The following is a 13556-nucleotide window of genomic DNA, read 5'->3' on the forward strand; positions in this document are numbered from 1 at the left end:
GACAGTGGCTCAGAAGGAAAGAGGAAAATCCAGTGCAACCGGCTCGTTCGACTCAGCCGATACCGTCAACGCATCCAGCACGGCTTGGGTTTGCAGCGCCAATCGATTCCAGTGATCCAACGGCTGATCACCGATCAAACATTCAATCATCCGCTGCTCTTGGCGGTCATTGCTCTCGTGCGAGTCGACTTGGCCACTGGCATCATGCACCCAATATCGGGTCGGACGATCCGCCCAGGGACGGGTAAAGTCGTCGCAGATCAACGATGCATCACTGCCGGCAACCTCGAACCACTTTCGCGTCGCGGTGTCGTACCCACAAGAAAAACTAGCGGTTAAATCGTCCGCAAACCAGAGCATCGCATTCGCACGAAGCGGAACCCCAGTCTCGCGAACGCAGCTGGCGAACACTCTTGTCGGCGTTTGGCTGGCAAACTGCAGGATCGCTCCGACCGTATACCAGCCCAAATCCAACAGGCATCCGCCGCCCAATTGGGGGTCCAAACGGTGCTCGCCCGATTGAAACGGACGGTAAAACGAAACCGACGCAGTGATGTGCCCCAGCTTTCCTAACTGTCCGTCACGAGCCCGTCCCAGCATCTGCGCACTGCGAGCGTGGTGCAACCAACCGGTCGCATCCAGCCAGCGGACCCCAGACTGACGACAAACCTGATCGATTTCAACGGCTTCGGCGGCCGAAATCGCCAATGGTTTTTCACACAGGATGGACTTTCCAGCTGCGGCCGCTCGCAAGCACCACTCGGCGTGCAGCGAGGGCGGCAACGACAGGTACACGGCGTCGACGTCGTCGCGGCCGATCAACTCCGCGTAGCCCTCCACACCAGCTGCGATCCCGTATTGCGACGCAAACCAATCTGCACGCTCCTGCGAGCGGCTTGCGATCGCCGTCACGGCGACCGAATCGGTCGACTGCAAATCAGCCACCAAACGACGGGTGATCCGGCCTGTCCCCAACACGCCAAATCGTGTGACGCCAGGTGCTGCGGTCTGCTGAGAGTTCAATGAATTGCTAGTGCCAAAGTGTGAATGAAAGGGCTGATGCCTAGACCGGAACGGGAATCTTGCGCAATAGTTCGGCCATCAATTCTTCTGCCGTCTGACGCCCCGCAGTCCCTGAAAAATCATCGATCAACACTCGGTGGGAAAGTGTTGATACGGCCAGCGATTTGACGTCGTCCGGAGTCACAAACTCACGTTCCTCGGTGATCGCGCGGGCTTGGCAACCACGATAAAAACTAAGTGCCGCGCGAGTGCTCACGCCCAACTGAAACGCATCGGTCGAACGTGTCGCTTCGACGATTTCCAACAGATAGTCTTGCAAGCTTTCATCGAATCGCACCGAACGCACCGCGGCTTGCGCCGCTAAGATGTCGTCGGCATTGACGACTTTGGCGATCGAATCGACCGGTTCACCATTGCGATGCGACTCCAACACTCTGCGTTCGCTTTCGCGCGGCGGATATCCAATACTGGTGCGCATCAGAAACCGATCCATTTGACTCTCCGGCAAAATGTACGTGCCCTCGAATTCAAACGGGTTTTGAGTCGCAACCACGATAAACGGTTGGGGCAACGGATAGGTTGTGCCGTCGACCGAAACCTGGTGGTCACTCATCGCTTCGAGCAACGCTGATTGAGTCCGTGGCGGTGCCCGGTTGATTTCGTCGGCCAACACGACGTTTGCAAAAATCGGCCCCGGCGTAAACCGAAACTCTTGGGTATCGCTGCGATAGATCGAACTGCCGGTGATATCACTGGGCAACAGATCCGGTGTGAACTGGATGCGGCTAAATTTTGTATCAATGCTTCCCGCCAGTGCTTTGGCAGCCAGCGTTTTTCCCACACCCGGAACGTCTTCCAGCAACAGATGCTCACCGGCCAGCAATGTCAATACGATCGAGCGGACGGCTTCGTGTTTGCCCAAAATGACCGATTCCATGTTCTCCCGCAGCCGTCGAGCGGTCTCGTAAGCATGCTGCATCGTCGATAAAACAAGATCGGGTGAGAGAAATCGAATCAGTCAGTGCGTATGTTAACCGACCCAGGACCAACCGCGGAACCCACTGCCCCGACTGGTTCACAACATTGAACCTCGCAGAGAATATCTAGGATGACGGATTCGCCAGCCGACAACATTGACCCCCAATCTCCTGACAAGCAGGCCGCTGACAAGCAGTCGCCGTACCAGCCGCAGCAAACCGAACCCGCCGCTGGCTCTCGGCCGCCCAGCATGCGCTCTGCCTGGGTGGCGCTGGGCTTGGCTACCGCCGTGATTGCGATCGCTCAATTTGTCTACGCGCCGCGATTCGATTACCAGAACGCACACCTGATTTCGCTGGTCAGTGTCTGTATCGCGACGTTGTACCTGCTGTTTTGCCTGCACCGCCGCGTCCGCTGGGGGGGCCATCCCTGGCGAGTGCCAATCGTGGCCCTCGTCGCAGGTCTCTTGTTGATGATCGGATTTCGCTTCGACGGTTTCAGTGGCGAAATGTTTCCCCAATTTCAATGGCGATTTCAAACCGCTCCGCAACACAAGCTCAAATCGATTGTTGGTGAAGCGCCGTTGGCCGATACCAACAGCGAATCTGGTTCAACCGCCGCGGACTCCTCGATCGCGGTCCCTGGCGGCGGTGATTCACCGCAGTTCCTTGGCCCAAATCGCAACGCGGTGTACCCGGACCGTGATTTTTCAATCCCTGGCAATGACAGCGATTTGGAAGTCGTCTGGGACCAGGGCATCGGCGCCGGATGGTCCTCCTTTGCCGTCCAAGATGGCTATGCAATCACGCTGGAACAACGTGATGATCAAGAATGCCTGACATGCTATCGGCTTGCCGACGGCGAATTGCTGTGGATTCAAAGGCATCCCGGCCTACACACGAACACGCTCGGCGGTACCGGACCACGCTCGACACCGACCCTCGTTGATGGCAAAGTCTATGCGTCCACTGCGACCGGTTGGATTTGGTGCGTCGAGCAATCGAGTGGTGAAATCGTTTGGACCGTTGACCTGCTAGCGCTGGCCGGATGGAACCAATCCGAATTCGAAGCGGCTGCCCCCTGGGGCTATGCCGGATCACCTTTGATTGTTGATCAACTCTGTGTGTTGCCGATGGGTGGCCCCGTTGGCCAGCCGTCGTCCGCTTCGTTGGTTGCGCTCAACAAAGACACCGGCGAAACCGTCTGGACCTCCGGCGACGACCAACTCAGTTACGCTTCACCGATCCTCACCACACTCGGCGGCCAACCACAGATCGTTTCGGTCAACGAAAAAACAGTGTCAGGACATGCGATCGCAGATGGCACCCAACTGTGGTCATTCGATTGGCCCGGATCAACCAACACCGGAGCGAATTGCTCGTCAGCCATTTCCGTTTCCGGCGACCGCCTGTTAGTCGGCAAAGGCTACGGCGGCGGCAGCGCCCTGGTCGAAGTTTCCGACCGAGACGGCCAGTGGACAACGCAAGATGTATGGCGCAGCAACCGGATTCTGAAAACGAAGTTCAACCATGCGTGCATCAAGAATGAGGTTGCTTTCGGAATCAGCAACGGTGCATTGCAAGCAGTCGACTTAAACGACCAGTCAGTTTTTTGGACTCAACCGCGTCAGAGCCGCGCCGCACAAGGCCAGGTGATCCTGGCGGGCGATGTTTTGATCGTCCAGGACGAACAAGGGGACGTGGTGTTTGTTCCCGCGATCACCGAGGACTACCAAGAAGCGCTGCGTCTGCCGGCGCTCGATTCGAAAACATGGAACATTCCCACACTTGCCGGTCGTTTTCTGTTGGTCCGCAACGACCGCCAAGCCATCTGTTATCGGTTACCGGCGAAATAGAGTCGCATGCACCCAATCCCATCGCTACGCCAACGGCGTTCAATAGCTTAGCCCGGGGTCACTGTTAAACTTGCTGGAGGCAGGTTCGGCAGGAACCCCGGGTGAACTTCTGATCGATCAAAATCTTCTACTCGTAAATCGGGAAGAACGTGTTGAACGCCTTCTCGCCAAAATCACCCGGGTCATTGAACCGACGGTGCTGGTCCATCGCGGAAAGTCGATCCATCTGCTGCGACGTCAACTCAAAATCGAATAGCTCGATGTTTTCTTTCAAACGTTCCTTGCGTGTCGTTTTGGGAACAATTGATGTGCCACGTTGGATGCCCCATCGCAGCACGACCTGGGCTGCTGTCTTGCCGACTTCCGCAGCAATTTGCTTGGTCTCGGACCGATCGATGACGCCTTCGCCCTGCTCTGCCATCCCGATTGAGAAATAGGATTGGGCGCCCAATGGAGAAAACCCGGTGACATGGATCTCGTTTTCGTTACAGAAACGCAACAGTTTTTCTTGTGTCAGATAAGGATGCAACTCCACCTGCATGACAGATGGCTTGACCGACGACGACGCCAGCAAATCACGAAGCAACGAAACGCCAAAGTTGCAAACACCAATGTTGCGAACCAAACCGGCCTTCTTCAGTTCGATCATCGCTTGCCACGTCTCCAAAATCGGGACCGGTGCTTCGACCATCCGAGGATGTTCCGCTGTGGGATCTTGAAACCATTCCGGCGGATAGCGATCTTCGAAGGGCACAAAGGCAAGTGAGATCGGAAAGTGGATGTGGTACAGATCCAAATAATCCAGTTGCAAATCCGCCAGCGTTCGCTCACATGCCTGGCGCACATGTTCGGCACGGTGATAGGTATTCCATAATTTGCTGGTGACCCACATCTCGTCGCGGCTGACCAAACCATCTTTGATCGCAGCCTGAATCCCCTGCCCGGCCTGCGGTTCATTGCCATAATCACAGGCGGCATCAATGTGCCGATAGCCGACCTCGACCGCCGAACGCACCGTCTCCGCCGTCGCATCACGATCAATTTTCCACAGCCCCAATCCAACGGCGGGAATCGAGTCGCCACCGGCCAATTTAAATTCAGTCGTCATCAGGATGTCATCGAAAGAGAAACGGGCGATCAAATAGTCGCCCGCATGATCCCACGTTCGCCCCACCCAATGCAACCCTGCCCACCGTCGTCGATGACGTAGCGCAACCCGATTGAGAACCAGAAATACTTTCGCTGCAGTGATTGCCTGGGCCACTCAAAAGGCGGACAATATCGCTAGAAACACGGCCAACACATGACAAGTGAGTTTTGAAGTTGCGCTTTTACGTGGGGCATTGTTTTTTGTAACCCGACGCGTCAGCGAGGGATTCCATCAACACGCGAAATCCCTCGCTCACGCATCGGGTTACGATGAAAGCCCAACTTTCCAAATCAACTGGGTCTGCAAAAACTGCCACTCAGCACACTTCCCCCACCACTGCGACACAACGTTCCACTCAATTGGATTCACACTAATGCGAACCTGCTTTGGCTCCCCTGCGTTTTTCTTGCTGTTGGTGATGATGTCCGTTCCATGCTTCGCTCAGCCGGCTCCACCTTCGGATTCCCAGCCGTTGCCGCGAAGCACGCCGGAATCTCAAGGCGTCTCGTCAGCCGCGATCTTGGATTTTGTGAAAACGGCAGATCGTGATGTGCATTCGATCCACAGCTTCATGCTCCTACGACACGGGCACGTGGTCGCGGAGGCCTGGTGGAAACCGGAGTCTGCTGACACGCCGCATATCCTGTGGTCGCTTAGCAAAAGCTTCACATCGACCGCAGTCGGATTGGCAGTTGAGGAAGGAAAGTTGTCGATTGATGACCCGATACTCAAATTTTTCCCCAAGGATGCACCGGGCACCGTCTCTGAAAACCTCAAATCAATGCGCGTTCGTGACCTGTTGACGATGACTGCCGGCCATGACAACGAAGTCAACCTGCGTGAGGAGTCCGATTGGATCAAAGCCTTTCTCGCCCACCCTGTACCACACGCACCCGGCAGTCATTTCCAGTACAACACGCCGGCAACCTTCATGCTCTCAGCGATCGTTCAAAAGGTGACCGGGCAAACGGTGGTGGAATACCTGCAACCGCGTCTGTTCACCCCTCTGGGAATTCAGCCGCCGCGCTGGGACGCAAATCCGCAAGGCATCTCGTTGGGAGGCTACGGGTTGTATTTGAAGACCGAGGAAATTGCCAAGTTTGGGCAGCTCTACTTACAACAAGGAAACTGGCAAGGAAAACAACTGATCCCCGCCCAGTGGATCGCTCAAGCGACGGCAAAACAAGTCTCGACCGGCCGCGACACGACGTTGGACTGGGGACAAGGATACGGGTTCCAGTTCTGGCGCTGTCGCCATGATGCCTATCGTGGCGATGGCAAAGACGGCCAGTTCTGTATCGTGCTGCCAGAATTGGATGCCGTTATCGCGATCACTTCCAAAACACGCGATCTGCAAGCGGAATTGAATTTGGTTTGGGAGATACTGTTGCCCGGAATGCACGACAAACCGCTTCCAGAAAACAATCCTGCAACGACCGAACTCTCTCAAATCGTGCAAACACTTACAGTCGATTCAACCCGCGACTGATCGCTACCGGTCACGCCAACTTGGTTCCGTTGGGAACCGAACTATCCGGCACCGCCAGCACCACGGATTCGTCTTCTTTGTGAAATCCAACAATCAAAAACTCAGACTGGAAAGGCCCTATCTGCTTCGCCGGAAAGTTGACAACGCCAATGATTTGCCGCCCCAAGAGCTGGCTTTTCGAGTAGTTGACCGTGATCTGAGCACTGGTGCGTTTGAATCCGATTTCACTCCCAAAGTCCACCGAAACCTTGTAGGCCGGCTTTCTCGCTTCGGGAAAATCTTCCACGGCCACAATCGTGCCCACACGCAGATCGACATTTTGAAATTCTTGCCAGCTAATCACACTCATCATTGGCTCACAATCTATTCGCTCTCAAACGGAACACGTCACGACCGTTCGTGACGCGGACGACTACCGTCGGCGGCCACCGGCACGCTTTAGTCCTTTGGCGACAATGTCAAACGCATCGGCGGGTTTGTAGTCTTCCAGCACATCAAAAAAGCACGCTAACACGCGTTTGGTTTCCGCCACGTTGATCTTGACGCCTTCAGTATCTGCCATGACGGCGACCTGGTTGTAGACATCCGTCAGCGTCACAGCTTTTTTCGTCGCTTTCTTTGTCGTTACCGGAGGAGTTGTCTTTTTCTTGACGGCTTTCTTTTTGGCCATGACGGTGATTCTTTGCTGAAGTAAAAAAAGTCCAGGGACTCGGCAAGGGCCCTCCCTAGGAACAGGTATTGTGAGAACACTGGCACTGATCAGCAATGCCAACTCACCCAGATGCCGACGCGCACCCCATTTTGGAGACCGCTCGTTTTGAACTCGACTGACCCCAACGGCCATCGTTCCAAGGCAACGATCTTCGCCACGGCATTTCCTGCCGCCGGCAAAGAGCGTCAGTGGGAACAAGCGATCGGCGATTTGATACGCACCGCATCGACGTTTCCCGGACACCAAGGATCCATCTTCCTCCGCCCCGAATCGTCCGACCAGACGCACTACCGCGTGATCACCAAATTCGACACCGTCGAAAATATGCAGCGTTGGTACAACTCCGACGAGCGCCAAGAAAAAGTCTCGCAGCTCGAACCGTTTCAACAACAACCCGCAGAGATTCAACATCTGACCGGATTTGAACCCTGGTTCACGCCACCAGGTGATGCCCCCGCATTGGTAGCGGCACCGCCGAAATACAAAATGTTTGTGGTCGTCTGGATTGCCGTCTACGCCACTGTCCTTCCACTGATCGGGGTATTAAAGCCGATGACCGTGTCGCTACCGAAACTCGCAAGCAGCGCGTTATTAGCCGCGATCACCGTAGCGATGATGACCTGGATCGTCATGCCGCTGCTGACATGGCTACTAAGCAGCTGGCTGTATCCATCGAATCAGCCCCGCCCAGACGAATGATCTGATCCCACACGCTGGTGTGAAGGAGTTGGTGTGGAGGATTTATCCGACCGGAGCGAAAAAGATGTCGGACAGCAAAAAAGCAAATCTCCCGGACGATCTCGCGCCAAATTCGCTGAAAATGGCCTGACAATCGCGTTGGTCGTCGGTCGACAAAGCGTGGACAGGTCGGATTCCGATTGACAGAAAAATGGGGGGCAGAAAGATTAAGAAGCATGTTGCTGCCAATACGGCAATCAATGCCGCGTGGCAAATATTCGCGCCCCGTCTCCACGGGCTGTGAATCGCATGGGATCAATGTGGCCCACACCGCCTGACCTTCCAAACGCTCCGAGCATTCAGCACTGGAATTTTTCTGCCCCCTATTTTTCTGTCAATCTACCGCCAGCGATTCTATTTTCTCCTAAACCGAATTTGCTACGTTGGGATCCTTCTCGTGAACGGTGAATGTCCGAAAACCAAACAACGCGAGCAACAGAAAACAAGCTGCGGGCAACCAGAATGACGTGCGGACATCGTAGGCTGTAATCATCACACCCTGCAATTTTGTCAGCACGGCGCCGCCGACGATCGACATGATCAGGAAGGCCGACCCCAACTTGGCTTCTTCGATTTTTAGACCACGCAGTGCGATCCCGTAGATCGTGGGGAACATCAGCGACATGCAAGCTGAAATCATCACCAATGACCACAGCCCCGCCATTCCCTGCAAATAGATCGCACCGACCGTACAGAAAAACCCGCCGATCGCAAAACAGCACAGCATCTTGCCCGCACTGATGAATCGCAGCAGGTAGGTGCAAATGAAACGGCTGCATAAGAAGATTCCCATCGCAACGATGTTGTAGCTTTGAGCCTGCCCAAGACTCAGACCGACTTCCGTCATGCCATAGTGAATGATGAATGTCCAGCACATGATCTGCGCGCCCACATAGACCAGCTGAGCAAGTATGCCTTCGCGAAAACGCGGCTTTCTGATCAGCCGACCAACGATCTCACCGAACGGTGCATCTTTTTTGCCTTCGTCGTGAAGGTTTGGCATTTTGCTAACCAAGTAGATCAACAGAAACACCCCCACAACAATCGCGATGGTGACGTAGGGTCCGCGAACATTGCCCAGGTCAGTCTGCTGAATTGCGTGGAATGTCTCGGGGTCACCACTACGCATCGCCTTGAGCACATTGGGAAGCGCCGCATCGAGAGCTCCTGGAGTGTTTTCAAAGTCCGGCAAACCGCCCTCGTAAAACGTCACGATCGATCCATCGCGAAGCTTCACGACTTGTTCATTGCCGGTCCCCACGATCTCAGACCCCTGCGGAAGCTCACTCGAATCAGTCATCAAATACTGGACGTACTCCTGATTCCCCAAACGAACCTGTTCGCGAATCTTCGTCACTTCCAGACTCGGCGCCAGGATGAACGAAGCCACTGCCATTCCTACGAGCGAACCGATCGGATTGAAGGACTGAGCCAAATTCAATCGCTGCGTCGCAGTTTCCTGTGGCCCCATGGCCAAGATGTAGGGATTGCAGGCCGTTTCCAGGAAGGCCAACCCGTAGGTGATCACATAAGACGCGAGCAAGAACAGGCCAAAGGTGGCGGTCAAACTTGCCGGCACCGCGATCAGGGCACCAATGGCATAGAGCGCCAACCCAAGCACGATGGCTGACTTGTAAGAAAACCTGCGGATGAACAGCACAGCAGGAATCGCCATGCAAAAATAGCCGGTGTAAAACGCGAATTGCAGCCAAGATGCCTGCGAGGTAGTGATGATAAAGACCTGCTCAAACACTTTCACAAGCGGGTTTGTGAAGTCGTTCGCAAATCCCCACAGCGCAAAGCAGCACGTTGTCAGAAAAAACGGCAGCCGGAATGGCTGCGGAACAACGGGGATTGGTGCCTGCGCCGCACCCGCATCCGCGACACGTTCGGGATCAGGCGGAGTTTCAGTTTGAGTTGTCATAGGTCGTCGCTTGACCGTTTTTATTGGAGTGGCTTGAGAGGGTCACTTGATCTTCAACACATAAGCGAATTCGGTTGGCCGCTGGTCAGGCAACTGCACAACCAATCCTTCGTCATCGCGAGTCCATTTGAGAGTCGCATTTGATCCCAGCATCGAAACCGAACCAATCTCATTGGGGTACTGTTCCGATCCTTCACGAAGCGTTTTGATCTTCACCGAGCGATTCGCCGGCCAATCCAGTGCAATCGCATACAGTGCATCGCCTTTGGTGGTGAAACGGATATCCTGTGCGGTGAAGCCCTTGTTCTTTTTTTCAGATAGATGGCCGGTCGCGGTGCGAGTCGGACCTTCACCAAACGAAACCCACGGCCTTGTTTCATAGATCGCTTCCCCGTTGACTTTCAGCCAGTTGCCGATGGCTCGGAGAATCTGTTGATCTTCGTCCGGAATGGTGCCGTCGGCGCGAGGTCCGATATTCAGCAACAGGCATCCATTTTTTGAAACAATATCGACCAGATCATCTACCAGCCGATTCGGCGTCTTGTACTGTTGATCTTTGGTGTAGCCCCACGAACTCGAACTGACCGCTGTGTCGGTCTGCCAGAACGGCTCACGGATTTTGTCCATTGAACTGCGTTCCAGGTCCAGCACAGCGGCGCGCTCCGGATAGGCATTCCATTTGTAATTGATGATCGCTTCACGATCATTCTCAGCGGCGTGGTTGTAATAGTACGCGGCAAATTTTCGTAGCTGATCAACGAGCGGTTGTTGCTCGTAGGGTTCTTCTTGATGGGGTGCGATCCCAAAATCAAACCAGACCAGGTCCGGATTGAACCGGTCAACCAATTCCGCTGTGCGTGTCAGCCATTCGTCTTTGAACTGTTGATCAAACGGCGGCCAGTGCTTCTGGTAGTCAGCAGCGTCTGCTTTGAAAAGTTCCGGAATCGCGCGACCATACAAGCCTTCGTATCGCGGATCGGCATTGTCAAATCCAGGACGACGGACATAGTAGGCCCAATTGAATGCGCGGTGACTGCTGACACCAAACTTCAATCCCGCTTCCCGCGTGGCTTCGGAAAGCTCGGCAATCACATCTCGCCGGGGCCCCATTTCAGATGCGTCCCACTGGGTGTACGAGCAGGCATACATCGGAAAACCGTCATGGTGCTCGGCAACGGGAACGATGTAACGCGCTCCGGCATCCTTGAACAGCTCGACCCATTGTTGCGGGTCAAATTTTTCCGCCTTGAACATCGGGATAAAGTCTTTGTATCCGAACTCACTTTGCGGTCCGTATGTCTTCACATGATGCTCGAAAAAGTTTTGACCGCGCCGTGGCGAGTCAATGTACATTTGGCGTGGATACCATTCGCTGCCAAACGCCGGAACGCTGTAAACACCCCAGTGAATGAAAATCCCCAGCTTGGCATCCTTGTACCACTCAGGAATTTTGTACTGTTCCAACGAATTCCAGTCCGGTTGAAAAGGCCCCGCGGTGCTCACGCGATCAATGTCAACCATCGTCGGCGGCTCATCGGCACCAACCGACCTGACTACAACCGCAAGCGTCAAACAACCGACTGCTATTCGAGTCAAAAAATGAACGGAACGAGCCATCATGAATCTCCTAAGAAATGACGCAATTTCGACGACCGTCTTAATCACGTGATTAAACAATGTTCGGTGAGTAAACGAGGGTGACCAACCAATGAGCTGCCCCCATGTGCAAAGTTTGAAAAGGCGTTTTTATCGCAAGCCGACGCGTGAGTTTTGAAAGGCAGAGTCGGCCTCTCAGGGGCGGAGAGGGGCTTTCCGAGAACCCTCTCCGGCCGCTTAGACGTCCGACTCTCCTGCGGCGTGGGAGAGTGAATTGCGAAAGCGCATCTTTCAAAATCTGCAAACGAGCGTCGGTGAATCCACACCGATTGTCACCCGCTGGCAGCAAATTCTGAATAGCTGGAGTTCACTTTTGCATGTCAATTCTTAACCTAAGGCAGAGTCCTATTCCGGATGAACGTTGACGACCAACAAATGGAATCCATCGCCGTTTGGCGTCTTCACCGTCGGCCACTGCGTGATCTTCTGGTGAACGGGTTCATCAAAGTTTCCGGTCAGCGGATCAAACCAGGTCGTCGTCATCCTGTTGCCACGATCCTTTGGAAGACGCAATCCGAAGTAATCGCATTCTTTGGGGACGTAGTACACGTACAGATCATTGCCGTTGTGCAGACAGAAGCCCGCATTACTTTTCTTGTCGCCCGCGATCAAATCACCCAGCTTGAATCGATCCACGAATGACTGCATGTGGCGGTAGTATTCCAGACGGGGTCGATCTTGCTGTGGCAACGCATCGATGTTTGCAACGATCACATTCCAGGCGGCGCCCTGCCAATAGTGAGTGGGATAGGTACCAGCAAACACGCATTGGTAGGCGCGCTGCAGACAGACCTCCGGCGAGGTGTAGTTGCCGTTAAAGACTTCGTAGGGTCCCCGTTCATAGCCCCCGTGTTCGATGTTCAAAATCGGCTTGCCCGCGATCGCTTCACAAACGTTGCGCATCACGCTGTAAAGCTCAGAACTCCACAGTTGCACTGAAACAAAATCGACGTTCTGGGAAAACCGTCGACAATAACTGTAGTCGTGCACCGTTACGAGTCGGTCAAAGACATCGGCGCGGCGCAGTCGTTCAATCCGATCGGTGATGTAGTTGACATCCGTGTGCCCGTAGCCGAGTGCTTCCTTGGAAATATCCCAAACAAGATTGGGATATGCCTGATAGCGTCGGACAACAAAATCGAAATAGCGATTGTCAGCTTCGGATTTCGCTTCCGGCCACGCCACGCCTTTGTTCCAGACGTAAACCATCAGGTGAGCCACGATCCCTTTCTGATCTAAGTAGTCGATGACACGGTCCAGGCGTTTGAAATAATCGACGTTCAGTTTCTGATAGTCAGGATTTTCATTGTTGCCACCAAATGGAAAGACACTTGGACGTCCGTAATCAAATTCTGGCCGAAGTCGATTATCTTTCTTCCAGTTCACGTCATAGGCAAAGACATTCATCACCACTTGATTGAATCCGTTTTCGGCCAACGTGTCGACAAATTGCCGAGTCACCGGAATGTCGGAATCGTTTTCCGCATCCAACGCGAACAACCAGTCGCACTCAAATGCAATCGGATAGTATTGCTCGCCATTTTCATATTCGAAGTTCCGGGGATTGTCTGGATCAACAACAACGCCGCCCTTTCGACCCACGCGAGCGGGATGCACCGATAGCTTGCCGACGTTGCCGTCAAGATCGGCTGTGGTTGAACGCGTTGCATACCGCCAGTTTCCGACCGCAGGCGGAGTGAACCGAATTCGATATTCGCTCTCGCCGTTGTAAAACCCAGCCACCGTCAACGACTGTCCAGAATCACTCTCAAAAGTCGCTGAAAATTCGACGTCGGTCGGCTCCGAAGACGCCGGTTCAATTTGGAATCGGATGTCGATCACATCGTATTGATACGCCGATAACGCTTTGTCTTGCTGGTGGTCGACCGTTTCAATCGCATTTGCCTGGACACAAAGAAGGCCAAGAATGAGTAGGAACGTGAATTGTAAATGAACTCGGATCATAGAAATTGACTTTACACACTTGCCGAACATAGCGCTGCGGCACAGGAGAATTGAAGAACACGTCAG

General features: G+C 54.2%; 11 protein-coding genes. 3 read left to right on the forward strand and 8 right to left on the reverse strand.

The window, feature by feature from the left end:
* Positions 1-9: 9 nt before the first annotated feature.
* Positions 10-1023: a Gfo/Idh/MocA family protein gene (locus NHH03_RS04395; RefSeq protein WP_253154534.1), complete on the reverse strand. Its 1014-nt coding sequence runs from the start codon at positions 1021-1023 to the stop codon at positions 10-12.
* Between the two features lie 40 nt (positions 1024-1063).
* Entirely contained in the window at positions 1064-1960 is an 897-nt protein-coding gene (locus tag NHH03_RS04400; RefSeq protein WP_253154535.1) for an AAA family ATPase, read from the reverse strand.
* 171 nt (positions 1961-2131) lie between these two features.
* Between NHH03_RS04400 and NHH03_RS04405 the strand changes: the two genes are divergently transcribed.
* Positions 2132-3856: an outer membrane protein assembly factor BamB family protein gene (locus NHH03_RS04405; RefSeq protein WP_253154536.1), complete on the forward strand. Its 1725-nt coding sequence runs from the start codon at positions 2132-2134 to the stop codon at positions 3854-3856.
* A gap of 127 nt (positions 3857-3983) precedes the next feature.
* Here NHH03_RS04405 and NHH03_RS04410 read toward each other — a convergent pair whose 3' ends face one another.
* Positions 3984-4964 carry an aldo/keto reductase gene (locus NHH03_RS04410; RefSeq protein WP_253154537.1) on the reverse strand — a complete coding sequence of 327 codons (981 nt, stop codon included), beginning with the start codon at positions 4962-4964 and terminating at the stop codon, positions 3984-3986.
* A 415-nt stretch (positions 4965-5379) separates the two neighbouring features.
* Here NHH03_RS04410 and NHH03_RS04415 point away from each other — a divergent pair, with 415 nt between their 5' ends.
* Entirely contained in the window at positions 5380-6495 is a 1116-nt protein-coding gene (locus NHH03_RS04415; RefSeq protein ID WP_253154538.1) for a serine hydrolase domain-containing protein, read from the forward strand.
* 10 nt (positions 6496-6505) lie between these two features.
* Here NHH03_RS04415 and NHH03_RS04420 read toward each other — a convergent pair whose 3' ends face one another.
* Positions 6506-6847, reverse strand: coding sequence for a tRNA-binding protein (locus tag NHH03_RS04420; RefSeq protein ID WP_253154539.1), 342 nt, complete (start codon positions 6845-6847; stop codon positions 6506-6508).
* A 60-nt stretch (positions 6848-6907) separates the two neighbouring features.
* Entirely contained in the window at positions 6908-7165 is a 258-nt protein-coding gene (locus NHH03_RS04425; RefSeq protein ID WP_253154540.1) for a hypothetical protein, read from the reverse strand.
* Positions 7166-7312: 147 nt separating this feature from the next.
* On the opposite strand from NHH03_RS04425, the gene NHH03_RS04430 reads away from it, so the two are divergent.
* On the forward strand, positions 7313-7906 hold the full coding sequence (locus NHH03_RS04430) for an antibiotic biosynthesis monooxygenase (RefSeq protein WP_253154541.1): 594 nt from the start codon (positions 7313-7315) through the stop codon (positions 7904-7906).
* Between the two features lie 403 nt (positions 7907-8309).
* Here the strand turns inward: NHH03_RS04430 and NHH03_RS04435 are convergent, their stop codons facing one another.
* The 3 genes from NHH03_RS04435 to NHH03_RS04445 all read right to left on the reverse strand — a co-directional run bounded on the left by NHH03_RS04435 (position 8310) and on the right by NHH03_RS04445 (position 13490).
* On the reverse strand, positions 8310-9869 hold the full coding sequence (locus NHH03_RS04435) for an MFS transporter (RefSeq protein ID WP_253154542.1): 1560 nt from the start codon (positions 9867-9869) through the stop codon (positions 8310-8312).
* A 42-nt stretch (positions 9870-9911) separates the two neighbouring features.
* Positions 9912-11390, reverse strand: a complete 1479-nt coding sequence (locus NHH03_RS04440; RefSeq protein WP_253154543.1) for an alpha-L-fucosidase — start codon at positions 11388-11390, stop codon at positions 9912-9914.
* 480 nt (positions 11391-11870) lie between these two features.
* Entirely contained in the window at positions 11871-13490 is a 1620-nt protein-coding gene (locus NHH03_RS04445) for a DUF5060 domain-containing protein (RefSeq protein WP_253154544.1), read from the reverse strand.
* Between the last annotated feature and the right edge of the window lie 66 nt (positions 13491-13556).

Source organism: Stieleria tagensis, from assembly GCF_024129865.1.
GTDB classification, from domain to species: domain Bacteria; phylum Planctomycetota; class Planctomycetia; order Pirellulales; family Pirellulaceae; genus Stieleria; species Stieleria tagensis.

Coding starts and splice junctions, on each gene's coding strand:
- NHH03_RS04400 (WP_253154535.1), bottom strand. CDS start 1,960: ATGGAATCGGTCATTTTGGGCAAACACGAAGCCGTCCGCTCGATCGTA.
- NHH03_RS04405 (WP_253154536.1), top strand. CDS start 2,132: ATGACGGATTCGCCAGCCGACAACATTGACCCCCAATCTCCTGACAAG.
- NHH03_RS04410 (WP_253154537.1), bottom strand. CDS start 4,964: ATGACGACTGAATTTAAATTGGCCGGTGGCGACTCGATTCCCGCCGTT.
- NHH03_RS04415 (WP_253154538.1), top strand. CDS start 5,380: ATGCGAACCTGCTTTGGCTCCCCTGCGTTTTTCTTGCTGTTGGTGATG.
- NHH03_RS04420 (WP_253154539.1), bottom strand. CDS start 6,847: ATGATGAGTGTGATTAGCTGGCAAGAATTTCAAAATGTCGATCTGCGT.
- NHH03_RS04425 (WP_253154540.1), bottom strand. CDS start 7,165: ATGGCCAAAAAGAAAGCCGTCAAGAAAAAGACAACTCCTCCGGTAACG.
- NHH03_RS04435 (WP_253154542.1), bottom strand. CDS start 9,869: ATGACAACTCAAACTGAAACTCCGCCTGATCCCGAACGTGTCGCGGAT.
- NHH03_RS04440 (WP_253154543.1), bottom strand. CDS start 11,390: ATGGTTGACATTGATCGCGTGAGCACCGCGGGGCCTTTTCAACCGGAC.
- NHH03_RS04445 (WP_253154544.1), bottom strand. CDS start 13,490: ATGATCCGAGTTCATTTACAATTCACGTTCCTACTCATTCTTGGCCTT.